Genomic DNA, 18,781 nt, shown 5'->3' on the forward strand with positions numbered 1-18,781 from the left:
GACGATGTGGGGCGGGGCCGGGTCGGCCCAGGGGAGGCGGCAATGCGCAGGATCGCCATCGTCGGCGCTGGGCAGGCGGGGCTGCATCTCGCCCTGACCCTCCTGGCCGCGGAGTACGACGTCACGCTGGTCACCGACCGTACGGCGCAGGAGGTGCGGGCCGGCCGGGTGATGTCCACGCAGCTCATGTTCGGTCCGGCGCGGCGTCTGGAGCGGGCCGCCGGGCTCAATCTCTGGGACGCGACCGCGCCCGGCGCGGCCACGCTGCGGGTGACGATGTGGGATCCGCCCGGGAAATCCGCGCTGGTCTTCACCGGGCAGTTCGACGAGCCGCCGCACTCCGTCGACCAGCGGGTGAAGATGGCCGGCTGGCTCGGCCTGTACGAGGCCAGGGGCGGCCGGGTTCGGTACGGCTCCGTCACACCCGCCATGCTGCCCGCGCTCGCCGCCGAACACGACCTGACCATCGTCGCCTCCGGGCGCGGCGATCTCACCCGGATCTTCGCCCGCAACCCGCTGTACTGCCCCTTCGACCGCCCACAGCGCACGCTGGCCTGCGTGTACGTGCACGGCATCGCGGCACCGGCCGGCGAACCGGAACCGCAGACACGGATCAACGCGGTGGCCGGGGCCGGCGAGGTGTTCGTCCTGCCGGCGCTCACCACGGGCGGGCCGTGCGGCATCGTGCTGTTCGAGGCACTGCCCGGCGGACCGTTCGACTGCTGGCACGACCAGCCCTCGCCGGACGGCTGTGTGTCCCGTGCGCTCGGGCTCCTGCGTACATACGCGCCCGGGGAGTACGAGTTGTGCAGGGACGCCGTGCCCACGGACGCGGGCGCGACGCTGTACGGCGCGGTCACCCCCACCGTCCGGCATCCGGTGGCCGAGGTCGCGCCGGACACGTACGTGCTGGGCATGGCGGACGCGGTCGTGACCAACGATCCGATCACCGGCCAGGGCTCGAACACCGCGGCCCGCGGCGCGGCCGCCTATCTGGCCGCGATCCTGGAGCACGGTGACGCGCCCTACGACGCGGAGTGGATGCACGCGGCCTTCGCCGCGTTCTGGCGGCACGCCCGGCAGGTCACGGAGTTCACCAACCTGATGCTGGAGCCGATGCCGCAGCACGTGCAGCGGCTGCTGGCGGCCGCCGCCGAACACCCCTCCGTGGCGCACCGTTTCGCCAACGGTTACGCCGACCCGTCGGATTTCCACGAGTGGCTGATGACGGCGGCCCATGCCGACGCCTACCTGGCCACTGCCATAGCGGGCGCCAAGAGGTGAGAGCCGCTCCCGGCCCCCCTTGCTTCCTCCGACGCTTCTGCTGCCTCCGCCGCTGCCGCTTCTGCTTACTCTGCCGCCCCTACGCCCTCTGCCAGCCCGGCTTCCTCTGTCACCCTGGCCGCCGCCTTCCTGGCCACGCCCCGGTTCTCAGCCCCTGCCCCCCGGCTCCAACACCAGCGTGAAACGTTTCTTGTCCTTGCGGGTCGCGCCGAACCGGTCGTAGAAACGAATCGCTCCGGCGTTCCAGTCGGGCGTGTTCCACTGCATCTCCGCGACACCCAGCGCCTTGCCCTCGGCGATGACCGCCTCGACCAGCCGGGCGCCCAGCCCGAGACCGCGGTGCTCGGCACGCAGGTAGAGGCAGTCCAGATGCAGATAATCGCGGCCCTGCCAGGTGTCGAAGCCCGGCGAGCAGGTGGCGTACCCGGCGAGTTCGCCGCCGGACAATTCGGCGACCAGACAGCGCAGCGCCGGCACGCGCTGCCCGAAGAGCGCGTCCGCGAGCCGGCTCTCCAGGTCGACGGCGGGCGGCGCGGACCGTTCGTACGCGGCGTGCTCCGCGGCCAGTGCGACCACGTCCGCCAGGTCGGTACGTACCGCGTGGCGGATGACCGGGGCCCCCGTCATGGCGCACCCGCCGCGGCACGCTGCATCTCCACGGCATCAGTGGGGCGTTGTTCGACATTCATACGCAGCATCATGCGCCATTCAGCCGGAACGGTTCCCAGGTATTACAGCGGGTTTTCCGCGACGGCGGTGAACGGTGGGCCACCAGGGGACATTTCGACTCTCGGGGGCCCCGCCACACACGCCGATGACGCCGAAGAGGCGGTCGCTCACCAAAGGCGATCGCCGCTCGGAGACGGTCACGGCCCATGGGCGGTCGCGGCCCGGAGGCGGCCACCGCCTCACGGGCCGTGCCCGCCTGCCGTCGTCAGTGGTTGCTGGGGAAGCCCAGGTTGATACCACCGTCGGACGGGTCCGGCCAGCGGGTCGTGACGACCTTGCCGCGGGTGTAGAAGTGCACGCCGTCGTTGCCGTAGATGTGGTGGTCGCCGAAGAGGGAGTCCTTCCAGCCGCCGAAGGAGTGGTAGCCGACCGGCACCGGGATCGGGACGTTCACGCCGACCATGCCCGCCTCGACCTCCAGCTGGAACCGGCGGGCCGCGCCGCCGTCCCGGGTGAAGATGGCGGTGCCGTTGCCCCACGGCGAGGAGTTCATGAGGGAGATCGCCTCGTCGTAGGTGTCCACGCGGACGACGCAGAGCACCGGGCCGAAGATCTCGTCGCGGTACGCGTCCATCCCGGGCGTGACGTTGTCGAGCAGCGAGACACCGATCCAGTGGCCGTTCTCGTGGCCGGCGACCGTGAAGTCCGAACCGTCGATGACGACGTCCGCGCCCTGGGCGGCGGCGCCGGACACGTACGAGGCGACCTTGTCGCGGTGTGCCTTGGTGATGAGCGGGCCCATCTCGGAGGCCGGGTCGTCACCGGGGCCGATGGTCAGCGCGGCGGCCCGCTCCTTGACCTTCTCGATCAGCGGGTCGGCGGTGTCGCCGACGGCCACCACGACGGAGATCGCCATGCAGCGCTCGCCCGCCGAGCCGTACGCGGCGTTGATCGCGGCGTCCGCGGCGAGGTCGAGGTCGGCGTCCGGCAGGACCAGCATGTGGTTCTTGGCGCCGCCGAGGGCCTGGACGCGCTTGCCGTTGGCCGTGCCCGTGGCGTGGATGTAGCGGGCGATGGGGGTGGAGCCGACGAAGGAGACGGCGGCGATGTCCGGGTGCTCCAGGATGCGGTCCACCGCGACCTTGTCGCCGTTGACGACGTTCAGTACGCCGTCCGGCAGGCCCGCCTCGGCGGCCAGCTCGGCCAGCTTGAGGGCCGCGGAGGGCACCTTCTCGCTGGGCTTGAGGACGAAGGTGTTGCCGCAGGCGATGGCCAGCGGGAACATCCACATGGGCACCATCGCCGGGAAGTTGAACGGCGTGATGCCGGCGACGACACCGAGGGACTGGCGGATCGCGGCCACGTCCACGCGGGTGGAGACCTGGGTGGACAGCTCGCCCTTGAGCTGCTGCGGGATGCCGCAGGCCAGTTCGATGATCTCCATACCGCGGGCGACCTCGCCCAGCGCGTCGCTGTGCACCTTGCCGTGCTCGGCGGTGATCAGCGCGGCCAGCTCTTCACGGTGCGCGTCGATCAGCTCGCGGTAGGCGAAGAGTACGGATGTGCGCTTGGCCAGTGAGCTGGCGCCCCAGGTGCGGAACGCCTCCTTGGCGGCGGCGACGGCCGCGTCCACCTCGTCCACGGAGGCGAAGGCGACCTGCTTCTCCTGGGCGCCGGTCGCGGGGTTGTAGACCGGGCCGAAGGAGCCGGACACGCCCTCGGCGGGCTTGCCGCCGATCCAGTGGTTGATGGTCTTCATGCGGGGGGCCTTTCTGGGGGACGGCGGTGAGCGGATGCCGTGGCGGAGAGCGGGTGGTCGTCCTCTCGGACGGTCGTGCTTCCGGGCGGTCGTACAATCGGGCGGTCGGTGGTGCGGGGGCTCAGAGGTGGCGGCGGCGCGCGGCGACGTGCCGGTCGTACTCCTTGCGGGCCTCGACCGCCGCCGGACGTGTCGCGGTCTCGGCCACAGGAACATCCCACCAGGCCTGGGCGGCGGGCGCGCCCGGCACAGTGTCGGCCGTTGCGGTCTCGACATAGACACATGTGGGGCGCTCGTCGGCGCGGGCCGCGGCGAGCGCTGCGCGCAGGTCGCCGACCGTCGCGGCGCGGATGACGTGCATGCCCAAGGACGCGGCGTTGGCGGCGAGGTCGACGGGCAGCGGTTCGCCTGTGTACGTGGCGTCGGCGGCACGGTAGCGGTAGGCCGTGCCGAAGCGTTCGCCGCCGGTCTGTTCGGACAGGCCGCCGATGGAGGCGTACCCGTGGTTCTGCACGAGCACGATGTTGATGTTGATGCCTTCCTGGACCGCGGTGACGATCTCGGTGGGCATCATCAGGTACGTGCCGTCGCCGACCAGCGCCCATACGGGCCGGTCGGGCGCGGCCAGCCGGACCCCGATGGCGGCGGGGATCTCGTAGCCCATGCAGGAGTAGCCGTATTCCAGGTGGTACTGGCGGCGGGAGCGGGCGCGCCACAGTTTGTGCAGGTCGCCGGGGAGCGAGCCGGCCGCGTTGATGATGACGTCCTGGTCGCCGACGGTGGCGTCCAGCGCGCCGAGGACCTGGGTCTGGGAGGGGCGTACGGAGTCGTCGGGCGCGGCGTAGGCGGCGTCGACCAGGGCTTCCCAGCGGGCTTTGGCCGCGCCGTACTCCTGCTCGTACGCCTGCGTGACGCGGTGTCCGGACAGCGCCTCGGTGAGCGCTTCGAGGCCGGCGCGGGCGTCGGCGACCAGGGAGGTCGCGGCGAGCTTGTGGGCGTCGAAGGAGGCGATGTTGAGGTTGACGAAACGGATGCCGGGGGCGGCGAAGAGGGTGGACGAGGCGGTGGTGAAGTCCGTGTAACGGGTGCCGACGCCGATGACGAGGTCGGCGCGGGCGGCCAGCGCGTCGGCCGTGGCGGTGCCGGTGTGGCCGATGCCGCCGATGTCGGCGGGGTGGTCGTGGCGCAGGGAGCCTTTGCCGGCCTGGGTGGAGGCGACGGGGATGCCGGTGGCGTCGGCGAAGGCGCGCAAGGCGTCCTCGGCCTCGCTGTGGTGGACGCCGCCGCCCGCGATGATCAACGGCCGTTCGGCGGCGCGTACCGCCCATACGGCTTCGGCGAGCGCGGCGGTGTCGGGCGCGGGGCGCGGCACCCGCCACACCCGGTCGGCGAAGAACTCCTCGGGCCAGTCGTACGCCTCCGCCTGCACGTCCTGCGGCAGCGCGAGCGTGACGGCGCCGGTGTCGACGGGGTCGGCGAGCACCCGCATCGCCTGGAGAGCGGCCGGGATCAGCGCCTCGGGGCGGGTGATCCGGTCGAAGTAGCGGGAGACCGGGCGCAGGGCGTCGTTGACCGACACGTCGCCCGCGTACGGCACTTCGAGCTGCTGGAGCACGGGGTCGGCGGGGCGGGTGGCGAAGGTGTCGCCGGGGAGCAGCAGCACCGGCAGGCGGTTGACCGTGGCGAGGGCCGCGCCGGTGACGAGGTTGGTGGCACCGGGGCCGATGGAGGTCGTGACGGCCTGCGCGGACAGGCGGTCGCGCTGGCGGGCGTAACCGACCGCGGCGTGCACCATGGCCTGCTCGTTGCGGCCCTGGAGATACGGCATCGTGTCCGGGCCCGCCTCCAGGAGGGCCTGGCCGAGGCCGGCGACGTTGCCGTGTCCGAAGATGCCCCAGCAGGCGTTGATCAGGCGGTGCCTGGTGGGCGCGCCGCCGACGGACGCGGGTGCGTCCCGCTCCGTGTATTGGTGGGACAGGAAGGTGACCAGGGCCTGCGCCACCGTCAGGCGTCGAGTGGTCATCGTGCGTCTCCCTCGGGGGCGTCGTGGAGGGGGAGGCCGGGGTCGGCTTCCGGAGTCTCGTGCAGGGGGAGGCCGGGGCGGGCTCCCGGAGTCTCGTACAGAGGTGGGCCGAGGGTGGCTTCCGGTGCCTCGTACAGGGGCAGCCGAGGGTCGACGGGCTGGCCGGGCCATGTGCCGCGGATCCAGCCGTGGTCCGGGTGGTCGCAGATCAGCCAGGCGCGCTCCTCGCCGGGGCCCGCCATCACGTTGAGGTAGTACATGTCGTGGCCGGGGGCGGCGATGGACGGGCCGTGCCAGCCGTCGGGGATCAGTACGGCGTCGCCGCTGCGGACTTCGGCGAGGACGTCCGTACCGCGTCCGTTGCCGGAGGGGGTGACGCGCTGGTAGCCGAGGCCTTCCGAGCCGTGGGCCGGGGCGATCTCGAAGTAGTAGATCTCCTCCAGCTCGCTCTCCTCACCCGGCCGGCACTCGTCGTGTTTGTGGGGCGGATACGAGGACCAGTTGCCGCCGGGGGTGAGGACCTCGACGGCGATGAGCTTGTCGCACGCGAAGACGCCGGCCGCCCCGAAGTTGTTGACCTGACGGGAGCAGTTGCCCGTACCGCGCAGCTCCACGGGCACATCGCTCGCGGGACCGTAACGCGCGGGCAGCCGGCGGGTGCAACGGGCCCCGGTCAGCGCGAACCGTCCACCGGCGGTGCTGGTGATCTCCACCTGGGCGTCACGGGGTACGTAGGCGAAGTCCGTCACGCCGCTGAACACGTCCTTGCGTCCGGCCAGTTCGAAGGGCGCGCCGCCGTCGGCCGTGACCGTACAGCCGCCGTTCAGGGGCAGCACGATCCACTCGCTGTCGCCGGTCGCGAACGCATGGCTCCCGCCGGGCGGCAGCCGGAGGACGCGCAGGGACGAATGGCCCCAGCCCGCCCGGTCCGGGTCGATGTCCAGTTCGTACGGCCCGTCGGCCCGGTCGTGGGCTTTGACGTGGAATTCCCCGCCCGGAGCCCCGGTGTCCGACTCGGTGTTGCGCAGTTCGCTCGTCATGCCTGCAAGTCTCCTCCCGACCACTGACAGTTACCGTGGTTGCCGTGATTACCGCGGTTGCCGCTGGAGCAGCGACACGGCGGTGTCCACGGCCGCCGTCACGTCCCCGTCGGCCGGATAGAGCAGCGACCGGCCGACCACCAGCCCGTGCACGGACGGCAGGCGCAGCGCCTTGCGCCATTTCTCGTACGCCGCTTCCTGCTCCCCGGCCGTGCCCTTGATGTCGCCTCCGAGCAGCACCGTCGGCAGCGTCGACGTTTCGCAGACCTGCGCCATGTCGTCCGGGTCATCGGTGACCGGCAGCTTCAGCCAGGTGTACGCGGAGGTTCCGCCCAGCCCGGAGGCGATGGCGACGGACTTCGTGACGGCCTCAGCGCTCAGGTCGTTGCGGACCTTGCCGCCCACCCGGCGCGAGAGGAACGGCTCGACGAAGGTGGGCAGTTCCAGTGCGGCCATGGCGTCTATGGCGCGGGCCGTGGACTCCAGGGTGGCCAGCGAGCCGGGGTCGTCGTAATCGATGCGCAGCAGCAGTTTGCCGGCGTCGAAGCGCAGCCGGGCGATGTCCTGCGGGCGGTGGCCGGTGAACCGGTCGTCCATCTCGAAGGAGGCACCGGCGATGCCGCCGCGGTTCATGGAACCCATGACGACCTTGTCCTCAAGGGCGCCGAGCAGGAGCAGGTCCTCCAGGATGTCGGCGGTGGCGAGCACACCGTCCACGCCGGGGCGGGACAGGGCGAGGCACAGGCGCTCCAGCAGGTCGAGGCGGTTGGCCATGGCCAGTTCACGGTCGCCGACGGCGAGCGCGCCGCGCGCCGGGTGATCGGCCGCGATGATCATCAGCTGTCCGCTGTCGCCGATCAGGGGGCGGCGGGTGCGGCGCGCCGCGGCCTCCGCGACGGCTTTCGGGTACCGGGCCCGCAGCGTCACGATGTCGGAGATCCGAGTGGTCAAGGCGGTTCTCACCTTCTGGTGGGACGGGTTCGTACGGGTGCCACCGGGCGGGCCCCCTGCGGGGTGGGGCCCGGTGGCAGCGGGACGGGACGGCCGGGCGTACGGCGGCCGTCCGCGGCGATCAGTGGGCGGCGAGGAATTCCTCGACCTCGTCGCGCGTCGGCATCGCGGACGAACAGGCCAGCCGGGACGCGACGATCGCGCCGGCGGCGTTCGCGTAGCGCATCATCGGCTCCAGTTCCCAGCCGGTCAGCAGCCCGTGACAGAGCGCTCCCCCGAAGGAGTCACCGGCGCCCAGGCCGTTGACGACCTCGACGGGAGTCGGCGGCGCCTCGGTGGTACGACCGTCGCGGTGCACGGCCAGTACGCCCTTGGGCCCTTGCTTGATGACGGCCAGTTCGACGCCCATGTCCAGCAACGCCTGCGCACACCGCTTCGGGTCGCGTACATCGGTGGCGACCTCGGCCTCGTCGATGTTGCCGACCGCGACGGTCGCATGGGCGAGCGCGGCCTCGTAGTACGGCCGGGCCCGGTCCCGCGCGGCCGCGCCGGTGGCGCCGCCGTCGCCGGACGCGCCCCCTTCACCACCCCAGAACATCGGGCGCCAGTCCAGGTCGAAGACGGTGACGCCGGACTTGGCGCGGGCCTCCAGCGCGGTGAGGGTGGCCGTACGGCTCGGCTCCTCGCACAGGCCGGTGCCGGTCATCCAGAAGATCCGGGCGGCCCGTACGGCGTCGCGGTCCAGTTCTTCGGGGTGGATGACCAGGTCGGGCGCCTTGGGGCGGCGGTAGAAGTAGAGCGGGAAGTCGTCCGGCGGAAAGATCTCGCAGAAGGTGACGGGCGTCGGGTACTCCGCTACGGGTGTCACCCAGCGGTCGTCCACACCGAAGTCGCGCAGCGCCTGGTGGACGTATTCGCCGAACGGGTCGCGGCCGGTGCGGCTGATGACCGCCGTACGCCGGCCCAGCCGGGCGGCGGCGACCGCGACGTTGGTGGCCGAGCCGCCGAGAAACTTCCCGAACGTCTCGACGCGGGACAGCGGAACGCCCGTCTGCAACGGGTAGATGTCCACCCCGATGCGGCCCATGGTGATCAGGTCATACGGGCCGGTTTTCGCGGCCTGCCGCGGCTCGGTCATGTGCGCCCCTCCGGTTCGTCACTGACCACAGGTCTAACCGGGGGCCCGACGCCCTGTCAATACTTTGTCCTTACATTCTGACGTGGCACACACATGGGCAGGGAGCGTCACGCCCCGATGTACTGACGGGTACAAAGTCCTTACGTCCTTATGTCATGACGAAGTCTTGACACTCCTCCGACCGGGATGGAGGCTGTGCCCACCACCCAGCCCCCCCCCCGCCTTCCCGGTCACCGGCGACCGGTGAGAGGAGAGCCGCAGCATGTCCGTTCCCCCTGCCGTCCCGCGCGTTCTGGACCGCCTGCGCATCGGATCGGCCCCTGACTCCTGGGGCGTCTGGTTCCCCGACGACGAGCAGCAGGTCCCCTGGCAGCGTTTTCTGGACGAGGTCGCCGAAGCCCGGTACGAGTGGATCGAACTCGGCCCGTACGGATACCTCCCCACCGACCCCACGGTCCTCCACGCGGAGCTGGCCGAACGCGAACTGAAGGTCTCGGCCGGCACCATCTTCACCGCCCTGCACCACGGGCCGGACGTCTGGGACGCGACCTGGGCGCACGTCAGCGAGGTCGCCACCCTCACCCGGGCGATGGACGCCAAGCACCTGGTGGTCATCCCCTCCTTCTGGCGCGACGACAAGACCGCCGAGGAACTGGAGCCGCGCGAACTGACCACCGAGCAGTGGCGCCACCTCAACAGCGGCATGGAACGGCTGGGCAAGCAGGTACGGGAGGAGTTCGGCCTCGACATCGTCGTCCACCCGCACGCCGACACCCACATCGACACCGAGGAACACGTCGAACGCTTCCTCGACGGAACCGACTCCTCGCTGGTCAACCTGTGCCTGGACACCGGCCACTACGCGTACTGCGGCGGCGACAACGTCAAGCTCATCAAGACCTACGGCGAGCGGATCGGCTACCTCCACCTCAAGCAGGTCGACCCGGACATCCTCGCGGACGTCGTCGCGAAGGGCACACCCTTCGGGCCCGCGGTCCGGCAGGGCGTGATGTGCGAACCGCCGCTCGGCGTGCCCGCGCTGCCGCCCGTCCTGGAAGCCGCCCAGGAGCTGAACGTCGACCTCTTCGCCATCGTCGAGCAGGACATGTACCCCTGCCCCGTCGACCAGCCACTGCCCATCGCGCAGCGCACCCGGCGTTTCCTGCGCTCCTGCGGCGCCTGAGTCCCGACCGTACGGAGCGAGGAGTTCCACACGATGAGTCAGCAGCATGGACCGCTCGGCGTGGCCGTCATCGGCACCGGCCGCATGGGCGCCGACCACGTACGCCGCATCAGCGACGTCATCAGCGGAGCGCGGGTGGCGGCCGTCGTCGACATCGACGCGGACCGGGTCAAGCGCATCGCCGACGGCATCGAGGGGTGTACGCCCTACACCGATCCGGCGGCCGCCATGGCGGACCCGGGCGTCGACGCCGTACTGATCGCCTCACCGGGCGCGGCCCATGAGGACGCGCTGCTCAGCGCGTTCGCGCGCGATCTGCCGGTGCTCTGCGAAAAACCGCTCACCCCGGACCCGGCCTCGGCGCTGCGCGTCCTCCGAGCCGAGCAGCAGCTGGGGCACCGGCGGGTCCAGGTCGGCTTCATGCGCCGGTACGACGCCGACTACCTCAAGCTCAAGTCCCTGCTCGACCAGGGTGCGTACGGCCGCCCCCTGGTGCTGCACAACAAGCACCGCAACGCCGACACGCCGCCCGGCTTCACCAATGCCATGATGATCCACGACTCGGTCGTCCACGAGATCGACGTGACGCGCTGGCTGCTGGACGAGGAGATCACCGCCGTACGCGTGCTCCGTCCGTCCCCCACCGGCAACGCGCCCGAAGGCCTCAGCGACCCGCAGATCGTCCTCTTCGAGACCGCGGCCGGCCAGATCGTGGACACCGAACTGTTCGTCAACTGCGGCTTCGGCTACCAGGTCAGCTGCGAGGCGGTCTGCGAGGGCGGCACCGCCCGGATCGGCGACGACCACGGCGTGTACGTCAACGCGGCCGGCAAATGGGGCGGCTCGATCACGCCCGGCTTCGTGGAGCGCTTCGAGGAGGCGTACGACCGGCAGGTGCAGCGCTGGGTGAACGCCACGCAGCGCGGCGTGGTCGAAGGTCCGAGCTGCTGGGACGGTTACGCGGCGGCCGCGGTGTGCGAGGCGGGCGTACGCGCCCAGGCCGCCGCCGGCGAACGTGTCGAGGTCGAACTGGGCGAACGGCCGGCGCTCTACCGCTGAACCACGGCCGGCTCCGGCCTCAACCGTTCACACCTTTTGTTACGGGCGGCGGGCTGTCATGCGGTGCGGCGGCGCGGCCCTGCGGGGGTGGCGCGCGCCTTCGTGTGGTGGTGCGTCCCCGCGCGGGGCGGTGTGTCACCGCGAGTCGTGCAGTGCTCGCCCACGTGTGGCGGCGTGCGCTTTCACATGGCGGCGTGCGCTTTCCCGTGGTGGTGCGCGCTTTCACGCTGGGGCGCGTGCCTTCACGCGGCAGCGCGTGCCACGTGCGCGCCCCGGAGCGTCTCTCGCGCGTGCCCCGGCGCGCCGCGGCCGACGCGCCGCCTCACAGCACGGCGTGTGCTCCGGCCTGCCCTCCGCCGGGGGCGCGGCCTGCGCCATCTCCCGAAAGGTCTCCCCTTGTGAAGATCGCTCTCGACCCGTACATGTTCCGCGACATACCGCTGCTGGAACTTCCTGCCCTGGTGGCCGAACTCGGCTACGAGTGGATCGAGCTGTCGCCCCGCGACGACGTCAACCCCTTCTTCCTCCACCCGCGCATCGACGACTCCACCGTCCGCACGTTCCACAGGGAACTGTCCGCAGCCGGCGTCGGCATCTCCTCCGTACTCCCCCTGTACAAGTGGTCCTCCCCGGACGAGGACGAGCGGCAGGCCGCCGTCCGTTACTGGAAACGCGCCATCCAGATCACCGCCGACCTCGGCGTCGCCGCCATGAACTCGGAGTTCAACGGCCGCCCCGAGCGCGCCGACCGCAGCGAAGGCCAGTTCTGGCGGTCGCTGGAAGAACTGCTGCCGATCTTCGAACGTGAGGGCATCACCCTCGCGCTCGAACCGCACCCGGACGACTTCGTCGAGGACGGGCACGCCGCCGTCGACCTGATCCGCGGCGTCAACTCACCCCTGGTGTCCTTCCTCTACTGCGCGCCGCACACCTTCCACCAGGGCAACGACGCCCCGGGCGTCCTCAAGCACGCCGGCCCGCTGACCACCGCGGTGCACCTCGCCGACTCCTTCGACCACACCGCGTCCTCCGGCCTGCGCTACATCGTCAACCCTCCCGGTTCGGCCGTACGCGTCCATCAGCACCTGGACATCGGACAGGGCGAGGTGGACTTCGACGAACTCTTCCGGGAACTCGCCGCCAACGGGTTCGACGGCACGCTCGTCTCCTCCGTGTTCGCCTGGGAGGAGCGCGCCATGGAGTCGTCACGCTTCATGCGCGAACAGATCGACGCGTACGTCTCGAAGAACTGGAGCCCATGACGATGGCCGCACCCAGTAGGCCGACGGCATCCACGGACGGAACCGGCGCCACCGAACCCGCAGCGCCGGGAGACAACCACTCCCCGGCCTCGGCTCCTGCCGGTACCCCTGCTCCTGTTCCGGGCCCGGCCGATGCCCTCGCCCCGTCTGTTTCCTCTCCCGCCGCGACCCGCAAGGCGAAACGTTTCATCATCGCCATCGCCGCCATCGCCGCCCTCGGTGGCGCCCTCTTCGGCTATGACACCGGGGTCGTCTCCGGCGCGCTCCCCTTCATGGAGACGCACTTCGGCCTCACCTCACTCGGGGAAGGCGTCATCACCAGCGCACTGCTGATCGGCGCGGCCTTCGGGTCACTGGCCGGCGGACGGATGTCGGACAGGCTGGGGCGGCGCAACTCACTGCTCTGGGCGGGCGCGGTGTTCATCGGCGGCGCCCTCGCCGTGGCGCTCGCCCCGACCGTCCCCTTCATGGTCGTCGCGCGCTTCGCCCTCGGCCTAGCGGTGGGCAGCGCCTCGGTGATCACACCGTTGTACCTCTCGGAAATCGCGCCGCCGCACATCCGCGGCCGGCTGGTCTCCTTCAACTCCCTCATGATCGTCAGCGGGCAGTTGCTGGCGTACCTCATCAACGCGGTCCTCGCCCAGTGGGAAGCGTGGCGCTGGATGCTGGGCCTGGCGGCGGTGCCGGCCGTGGCTCTGTTCGTCGGATTGTTCTTCCTGCCCGACACACCGCGCTGGTACATCAGCAAGGGCCGTACGGAGCAGGCCGCGAAAGTCCTGCGACGCACACTGCCCGCCGAGGATGTCGACGGGGAACTCGGCCGCATCAACCAGGCTCGAACACTGGAGGCCGACGCACGGCGCGGCGTCTGGCAGGAACTGCGCACCCCCTGGGTACGGCGCCTCCTGCTCATCGGCATCGGACTGGCGGCAGTCCAGCAGATCACCGGCGTCAACGCCGTCATCTACTTCGCGCCCAAGATCCTGGAATCCACGGGCCTGGGAACCAACGCCGCGATCACCGCCACCATCGCCGTCGGCGCCATCTCCGTCATCGCCACCGCGATCGGGATGTCACTGATCGACAAGGTCGGACGCCGACCGATGCTGATCACGGGGCTTTCCGGGATGACCGTCTCACTCGCCCTGCTGGGCGCCTCCTTCCACCTCCCGAAATCCACCGGCGTCAGCTGCCTCGTCCTCGGTCTGATGGTCCTCTACATGGGCTTCATGCAGGCGACCCTGAACACCGGCGTCTGGCTGCTGCTCGCCGAGATGTTCCCGCTGAAGGTGCGCGGACTCGCCATGGGCGCCGCGGTGTTCGTGATGTGGCTGGTGAACTTCACGGTCGCGCTGGTGTTCCCGGTACTCCTCGACGCGGCCGGCGCGAGCGTCACGTTCTGGACCTTCGGCCTGATGTGCGTACTGTCCCTGCTCTTCTGCAAGCGGTACGCCCCGGAAACGAAGGGGATGGCTCTGGAGGACCTGGAACACGAACTGCGGAAGGCGTCAGCCGAAGCGAAGAAACCGGAATAGGAAGCGCGTTCCTCCCCCGAAGGCCCCCCGAAGCCTCACCTCGCCCTCCTCACCCTTCTCTCTCAGCCTCCTCCTCTACTCCTTCCGTACCTCCCTCCCCCGCCCCCTCTTCACTCCGTGACAGTGATGCCCCAATCGTCACAGCTGTCACCATTACGCAGGTCTTCCGTCACAGCCGATCAACAGGCCCTCGCTCCTGCTCACTCAGCGTCGTTCACCGGGCACAGGCTGAGTGATCACCAGACCGCACGCAGTTCTCCGTCGGCTCCCCCGGGCCGCCACTGCGAGCGGCGGAAGGAGGTGCGAGACACATGACCGACCGCAGGCTCTGGTCGTACAAGGAGATCGCCGCACACATCCGAGTCCAACCCGACACCGTGCGCTCCTACCGGAAACACGGGCTACTGCCGCCACCGGATCTCGTGGAGGGCGGCAGACCGTACTGGTTCGCCGACACCATCCGCACCTGGGTGGCCCAGCGCCCCGGACACGGCGGGCGCCGCGACAAGGACTGACACCCCGCCCCTCCTCCGGGCCCCGCGCAACCGGCGCGCGGGGCTCCGCAACCCGCCCACGAGGGGGCTACGCTCGGCCCATGCCACCGATACCCGTACCGGCCGCGCGCCTCCGTATCGCTGTGATCGGCGGTGGCGCGATCGGCGGACTCGTGGCAACGCTGACTCACCTGACCGGGCACGACGTCACGCTGTGCCTGCGCACACCACTGGAACGGCTCACCCTCGAAACGGACGGCGAGGTCATCGACGCCCCCGTACGCTTCGCCGTCGATCCGGAAACGGCCGAGCCCGCGGACTGGGTCTTCCTGGCCACCAAGGCCCAGGACACCGCCGGCGCCGCCGACTGGCTACGCCGTCTCTGCCGACCCGGCACGGTCGTCGCCGTACTCCAGAACGGCATCGACCACACCGAACGCGTGGCCCCGCTCACCCCCGACGGTACGGACATCCTGCCCGCCGTCATCTACGCGTCGGCCGAGTGCACCGCCCCCGGCCGGGTCAGGCTCTACGCGGGCAACGAGATCCACGTCCCCGACGGTCCGCTGGCCGTCCGCCTCACCGATCTCCTCGCCGCCGGCCGGCTCAAGGCCGTACCGGTACCGGACTTCACGACGACCGCCTGGCAGAAACTCCTCACCAACCTCGCGGCCAATCCGCTCACCGCCCTCCTCCAGCAGCGCATGGGCATCTTCGCCGATCCCGGCATGGCGGCTCTCACCCGGGACATCCTGGGCGAAGCAGCCGCCGTCGCACGGGCCGAGGGCGCGGCGCTCCACGACGCCGACATCGACCGCGTACTGGAGCTGTACGCGTTGGTCCCGCCGGACGGCGGCTCATCGATGCTCTACGACCGCCTGGCCGGCCGCCCCATGGAACACGAACACATCACGGGCGCGGTGGTACGCGCCGGAGCGCGCCACGGCATCCCCACTCCCCTCAACGGGATGCTGCTCACCCTCCTGCGCGCGATCGACCGGGAAATCCGCGCCCCTAAGAACACCGGCGCATAGCGCGTCGCCGGTCAGCAGGCCTCCCGCCCTCTCCCCTCCCCTCTCGCTCGCGCCGGTTGTCGCTACGCCCGCCATATGACTTGACATACGTACGTAAGGACATGCACGCTGCGGCACAGCTTTGGAGCGCTCCAAAACCACGCCACAGCCATCGCGTTGAAGCAGCACCTCAGACAACAGGAGCCGGCACATGAAGATCGGCCTGATCGGCACCGGACGCATCGGAGCGTTCCACGCCGAGACCTTGAAGTCCGTCCCCGGCGTGGACGGCATCGTCGTCGCCGATGCCGACGCGGCCCGCGCACGCGTGCTCGCGGACGCCCTCGGCATCAAGGCCGCCGAAACGCTTCCCCAGATGTACGCGGACGGCCTGGACGGCGTCGTGATCACCGCCGCGACGAGCGCGCACGCCGAACTGATCCACCAAGCGCTGGACGCGGAGGTACCGGTCTTCTGCGAGAAGCCGGTCGCGCTGGACGTCCCGGGCACGGTCGCCGTCGTCACACGTGGTGAAACCAGCAGCGTTCCCGTGCAGATCGGTTTCCAGCGACGCTTCGACCGGGGCTACCGGGCCGCCCGCGAGGCGCTGCGGTCCGGCGACCTCGGCTGGATCCACACGCTCCGCGCCTGCACCAGCGACCAGTCGCCGCCGCCCGCGGTCTACATCCCCACCTCCGGTGGCCTTTTCCGCGACTGCAGCATCCACGACTTCGACATTCTGCGCTGGATCACCGGCCGCGAAGTGGTCTCCGTGTACGCGCAAGGCGCCAACCGCGGCGCGTCCTTCTTCGCCGTCGGCGACGACGTGGACACCTGCGCCGCTCTCCTGCGCTTCGACGACGGAACGTTGGCCACGGTTACCGCGACCCGCTACAACGGCGCGGGCCACGATGTCCGCCTGGAAGTGTGCGGCTCCAAGGACGCGCGTATCGTCGGGCTGGACGACCGGGCTCCACTGCCGAGCGCCGAGTCACACGTCTCGTGGCAGCGCTCCGCTCCGTACACGACCTTCATGGAACGTTTTCATGACGCGTACGTCACCGAGCTGGGCACCTTCGTGGACGTTGCTGCCGGCCGTACGGCGAATCCCTGCTCGCCCGCCGAGGCGCTGGAGGCGCTGTACATCGCCGAAGCGTGCGACCGCTCCCGCCGCACGGGCGAGCCGGTCAAGGTCGCGGAGGTACGCGCGCCCGCTCGAGCGTGACCGCCCCGGGCATCGAACAGTTCGGGTGCGCCGCCTGACGGCGGTTCGGCCGCGTCTGAGCTCACCAGGACTCCGAAGCGCCCTCCCGCGGCCCTTCCGGAATCGGCGCCAGCCCTTCCGCTCCGGCCCGCAGCCGCATGGCCACCAGCGGGAAGACCAGTACGGAGATCATCGCCGCGCCCACCATGGCCGCCGCCTCGCCGGCGTCGAGGACGCCGCTGTCCTGGCCGATCGTGGTGATCGCGACGACCAGGGGCAGCGCCGTCGAGCCGTACAGCATCAGCGCGGCGCGGTCCTTGCGTCCCAGGTCGCGGGGCGCGAGCAGGACGAGCGGCAACCCGCGGACGAACAGCAGGAGCACGAGGAAAAGCGGGAGCAGCAGGAGCGAGCGGCCGTTCTCGAAGAGGGACGACAGGTCGAACTCGACGCCGGTGACGATGAAGAACAGTGGCACCAGAAACCCGAAGCCCATCGCCTCCAGCCTTCCGAGGATTTCCTGGCTGCTGTCCGGCGCGGCCTCGTGCAGCACCAGCCGCATGATGATTCCGGCGGCGAACGCGCCCAGCAGGATGTCCAGTCCGAACACCTGGGAGATACCGAGCATGACAGCCAGTAGCAGGACGAACAGCCGGATGGCGAACTGGCTGCTGCTGTGCAGGGTGCGGGCGATGATCCGGTAGAACCACATGGGGCTCGGCTTCAAAGCCCAGTAGACCGCGCCGGCGGTCAGCAGGGCGAAAGCGAAGAGCAGGATGGTCGATTCGCCGGGGTCCCGCCCGCTGAGCAGCAGCGCCATCGCGATGATCGGCCCGAATTCGCCGACCGCGCCGGTGGCCATCATCACCGAACCGAAGCGGGTTCCCAGGTCGCCGGAGTCACGCAGTACGGGCAGGACGGTGCCGAGCGCCGTACTGGTGAGCGCGGTGCCGACGACGATCGCCTTGGAGAAGTCGCCGGCGGCGAAGCCGAGAGCGACGGCCAGGGCGAGGACGAGCGTCACGATCCAGGCGGCTCCGGCGCGTTTGAGGGTGTCGCCGCGGACCTTGGCGAACTCGATCTCGTACCCGGCGATGAACATCAAGGTGGCCAGTCCGAGGTCGGAGAGGGCGTTGATGACTTCTCCGGAGTGCGCCCAGCCCAGCACGTCCGGGCCGATCAGAATGCCCAGCACGATCTCGAAGATGACCAGGGGTACCGGCAGCCACCGTCCGAGGCCGTATGCGAGGAGCGGGGCGGCCACGGCGATCGCCATGATCAATACGAGTGTTGCGGACTGCGACATAAGCCGCTTTTCTACCATAAGGCACAGCGCACTCCCGCTTCACCGGCCGACCGGCCCGGCGCTTCTTTTTGTACGCCTTCGGGCCGGGCGGGCAACCCGCGGTCGCGCGCGTCATCGTGACCGCCGTCGTGACGGCCTCGCGATGGCCGTCACGCATGACGGACACACCGTCATCCCGCTTTCCATTTCTGCGGCTTCGAGGCGCACGGCATGCGGCACGCCGGCGTGCCACCCACCGCATTACCACCCCCGCGCACCGCGGCGACAAGCGGCGCGCCCCGGCGCCCCACCCGGGAGAGGCCCGTCCCGAGGGCATTGACCGACACGCCCGGCGGAGCATCAGGGACCGTACGGGACCGCCGAAGCGCCACGCAACCAGCCATATCGGCAGGCCACTCAATGACGTCGCACGATTCCACGCCTGGCGCCCATACCCCCTAGGGGTATAAAGTCGTGGTCGTCGGGAAGAACCGGAGACTCTCGGGACCCCGGAGTTCCCACGCCACACGTGCATGTCAGTGAAAACTTCGAGCACGGCGACCACACGCACCAAGGAGAGACCCATGACTGCCGAACAGACCAACGGCTCCTGCTGCTCCCCCGAGGGCACCTGCCACTCCGGGGCCACCGAGGTCCAGGTGGGCGACGTCACCACCACCTACAAGGTGAGCGGCATGACCTGCGGTCACTGCGAAGGCGCCGTCTCCGCCGAGATCTCCGAGATCGCCGGCGTGAACTCGGTACAGGCGTCCGCCGCCACCGGCCTGGTGACCGTCGTCTCCAAGGCGCCGCTCGACGAGGCGGCCGTACGCGCGGCGGTCGACGAGGCGGGCTACGAACTCGAGGGTCCGGCGGCCTGAGCCC

16 protein-coding genes are annotated in these 18,781 nt (G+C 70.4%); 9 read left to right on the forward strand and 7 right to left on the reverse strand.

From position 1 onward, the window contains the following. The first annotated feature begins 42 nt into the window (after window positions 1-42). Window positions 43-1,284, forward strand: coding sequence for a styrene monooxygenase/indole monooxygenase family protein (locus tag ACZ53K_RS04590; protein WP_468832042.1), 1,242 nt, complete (start codon window positions 43-45; stop codon window positions 1,282-1,284). Window positions 1,285-1,431: 147 nt separating this feature from the next. Here ACZ53K_RS04590 and ACZ53K_RS04595 read toward each other — a convergent pair whose 3' ends face one another. The 6 genes from ACZ53K_RS04595 to iolC form a co-directional block, all read right to left on the reverse strand. After that, window positions 1,432-1,911, reverse strand: coding sequence for a GNAT family N-acetyltransferase (locus ACZ53K_RS04595; protein ID WP_468832043.1), 480 nt, complete (start codon window positions 1,909-1,911; stop codon window positions 1,432-1,434). A 307-nt stretch (window positions 1,912-2,218) separates the two neighbouring features. Further along, window positions 2,219-3,712 (reverse strand): CoA-acylating methylmalonate-semialdehyde dehydrogenase, encoded by a 1,494-nt coding sequence (locus tag ACZ53K_RS04600; RefSeq protein ID WP_468832045.1) that lies wholly within the window; start codon window positions 3,710-3,712, stop codon window positions 2,219-2,221. Between the two features lie 121 nt (window positions 3,713-3,833). Continuing rightward, the gene (gene iolD / locus ACZ53K_RS04605; protein ID WP_468832046.1) at window positions 3,834-5,735 is read right to left on the reverse strand and encodes a 3D-(3,5/4)-trihydroxycyclohexane-1,2-dione acylhydrolase (decyclizing); all 1,902 of its coding nucleotides are present in this window, start codon (window positions 5,733-5,735) and stop codon (window positions 3,834-3,836) included. Then, window positions 5,732-6,775, reverse strand: coding sequence for a 5-deoxy-glucuronate isomerase (gene iolB / locus ACZ53K_RS04610; protein ID WP_468832047.1), 1,044 nt, complete (start codon window positions 6,773-6,775; stop codon window positions 5,732-5,734). Before iolB ends, iolD begins: the two co-directional genes overlap by 4 nt. 48 nt (window positions 6,776-6,823) lie before the next feature. Further along, a complete protein-coding gene (locus ACZ53K_RS04615; RefSeq protein WP_468832049.1) occupies window positions 6,824-7,726 on the reverse strand; it encodes a Cgl0159 family (beta/alpha)8-fold protein in 903 nt (300 codons plus the stop codon). Between the two features lie 121 nt (window positions 7,727-7,847). Then, a complete protein-coding gene (gene iolC / locus ACZ53K_RS04620; protein WP_468832050.1) occupies window positions 7,848-8,864 on the reverse strand; it encodes a 5-dehydro-2-deoxygluconokinase in 1,017 nt (338 codons plus the stop codon). 262 nt (window positions 8,865-9,126) lie between these two features. Here iolC and ACZ53K_RS04625 point away from each other — a divergent pair, with 262 nt between their 5' ends. From ACZ53K_RS04625 to ACZ53K_RS04655, 7 genes are all read left to right on the forward strand, one after another. Continuing rightward, window positions 9,127-10,047: a sugar phosphate isomerase/epimerase family protein gene (locus ACZ53K_RS04625; RefSeq protein ID WP_468832051.1), complete on the forward strand. Its 921-nt coding sequence runs from the start codon at window positions 9,127-9,129 to the stop codon at window positions 10,045-10,047. Window positions 10,048-10,080: 33 nt separating this feature from the next. Then, window positions 10,081-11,106 (forward strand): Gfo/Idh/MocA family protein, encoded by a 1,026-nt coding sequence (locus tag ACZ53K_RS04630; RefSeq protein WP_468832053.1) that lies wholly within the window; start codon window positions 10,081-10,083, stop codon window positions 11,104-11,106. Window positions 11,107-11,504: 398 nt separating this feature from the next. After that, a complete protein-coding gene (locus tag ACZ53K_RS04635) occupies window positions 11,505-12,368 on the forward strand; it encodes a sugar phosphate isomerase/epimerase family protein (RefSeq protein ID WP_468832054.1) in 864 nt (287 codons plus the stop codon). A 2-nt stretch (window positions 12,369-12,370) separates the two neighbouring features. Further along, entirely contained in the window at window positions 12,371-13,903 is a 1,533-nt protein-coding gene (locus tag ACZ53K_RS04640; protein WP_468832055.1) for a sugar porter family MFS transporter, read from the forward strand. A gap of 311 nt (window positions 13,904-14,214) precedes the next feature. Further along, window positions 14,215-14,418 carry a helix-turn-helix transcriptional regulator gene (locus tag ACZ53K_RS04645; RefSeq protein WP_030018934.1) on the forward strand — a complete coding sequence of 68 codons (204 nt, stop codon included), beginning with the start codon at window positions 14,215-14,217 and terminating at the stop codon, window positions 14,416-14,418. A gap of 80 nt (window positions 14,419-14,498) precedes the next feature. Continuing rightward, complete coding sequence (locus ACZ53K_RS04650; protein ID WP_468832056.1) at window positions 14,499-15,431, forward strand: 2-dehydropantoate 2-reductase; 933 nt, start codon at window positions 14,499-14,501, stop codon at window positions 15,429-15,431. A gap of 190 nt (window positions 15,432-15,621) precedes the next feature. Further along, a complete protein-coding gene (locus tag ACZ53K_RS04655) occupies window positions 15,622-16,635 on the forward strand; it encodes a Gfo/Idh/MocA family protein (protein WP_468832057.1) in 1,014 nt (337 codons plus the stop codon). 61 nt (window positions 16,636-16,696) lie between these two features. Here ACZ53K_RS04655 and ACZ53K_RS04660 read toward each other — a convergent pair whose 3' ends face one another. Then, a complete protein-coding gene (locus ACZ53K_RS04660; protein WP_468832058.1) occupies window positions 16,697-17,917 on the reverse strand; it encodes a cation:proton antiporter in 1,221 nt (406 codons plus the stop codon). Window positions 17,918-18,480: 563 nt separating this feature from the next. Here ACZ53K_RS04660 and ACZ53K_RS04665 point away from each other — a divergent pair. Beyond that, window positions 18,481-18,777 (forward strand): heavy-metal-associated domain-containing protein, encoded by a 297-nt coding sequence (locus tag ACZ53K_RS04665; protein ID WP_468832059.1) that lies wholly within the window; start codon window positions 18,481-18,483, stop codon window positions 18,775-18,777. Window positions 18,778-18,781: the final 4 nt, after the last annotated feature.

The organism is Streptomyces sp. NPDC033221 (assembly GCF_055577005.1).

Bases quoted from the DNA above. Each gene is read 5' to 3' on its own strand.
- ACZ53K_RS04590 (WP_468832042.1), top strand. From the start codon at position 43: ATGCGCAGGATCGCCATCGTCGGCGCTGGGCAGGCGGGGCTGCATCTC.
- ACZ53K_RS04595 (WP_468832043.1), bottom strand. From the start codon at position 1,911: ATGACGGGGGCCCCGGTCATCCGCCACGCGGTACGTACCGACCTGGCG.
- ACZ53K_RS04600 (WP_468832045.1), bottom strand. From the start codon at position 3,712: ATGAAGACCATCAACCACTGGATCGGCGGCAAGCCCGCCGAGGGCGTG.
- iolD (WP_468832046.1), bottom strand. From the start codon at position 5,735: ATGACCACTCGACGCCTGACGGTGGCGCAGGCCCTGGTCACCTTCCTG.
- iolB (WP_468832047.1), bottom strand. From the start codon at position 6,775: ATGACGAGCGAACTGCGCAACACCGAGTCGGACACCGGGGCTCCGGGC.
- iolC (WP_468832050.1), bottom strand. From the start codon at position 8,864: ATGACCGAGCCGCGGCAGGCCGCGAAAACCGGCCCGTATGACCTGATC.
- ACZ53K_RS04625 (WP_468832051.1), top strand. From the start codon at position 9,127: ATGTCCGTTCCCCCTGCCGTCCCGCGCGTTCTGGACCGCCTGCGCATC.
- ACZ53K_RS04630 (WP_468832053.1), top strand. From the start codon at position 10,081: ATGAGTCAGCAGCATGGACCGCTCGGCGTGGCCGTCATCGGCACCGGC.
- ACZ53K_RS04640 (WP_468832055.1), top strand. From the start codon at position 12,371: ATGGCCGCACCCAGTAGGCCGACGGCATCCACGGACGGAACCGGCGCC.
- ACZ53K_RS04645 (WP_030018934.1), top strand. From the start codon at position 14,215: ATGACCGACCGCAGGCTCTGGTCGTACAAGGAGATCGCCGCACACATC.
- ACZ53K_RS04650 (WP_468832056.1), top strand. From the start codon at position 14,499: ATGCCACCGATACCCGTACCGGCCGCGCGCCTCCGTATCGCTGTGATC.
- ACZ53K_RS04655 (WP_468832057.1), top strand. From the start codon at position 15,622: ATGAAGATCGGCCTGATCGGCACCGGACGCATCGGAGCGTTCCACGCC.
- ACZ53K_RS04660 (WP_468832058.1), bottom strand. From the start codon at position 17,917: ATGTCGCAGTCCGCAACACTCGTATTGATCATGGCGATCGCCGTGGCC.
- ACZ53K_RS04665 (WP_468832059.1), top strand. From the start codon at position 18,481: ATGACTGCCGAACAGACCAACGGCTCCTGCTGCTCCCCCGAGGGCACC.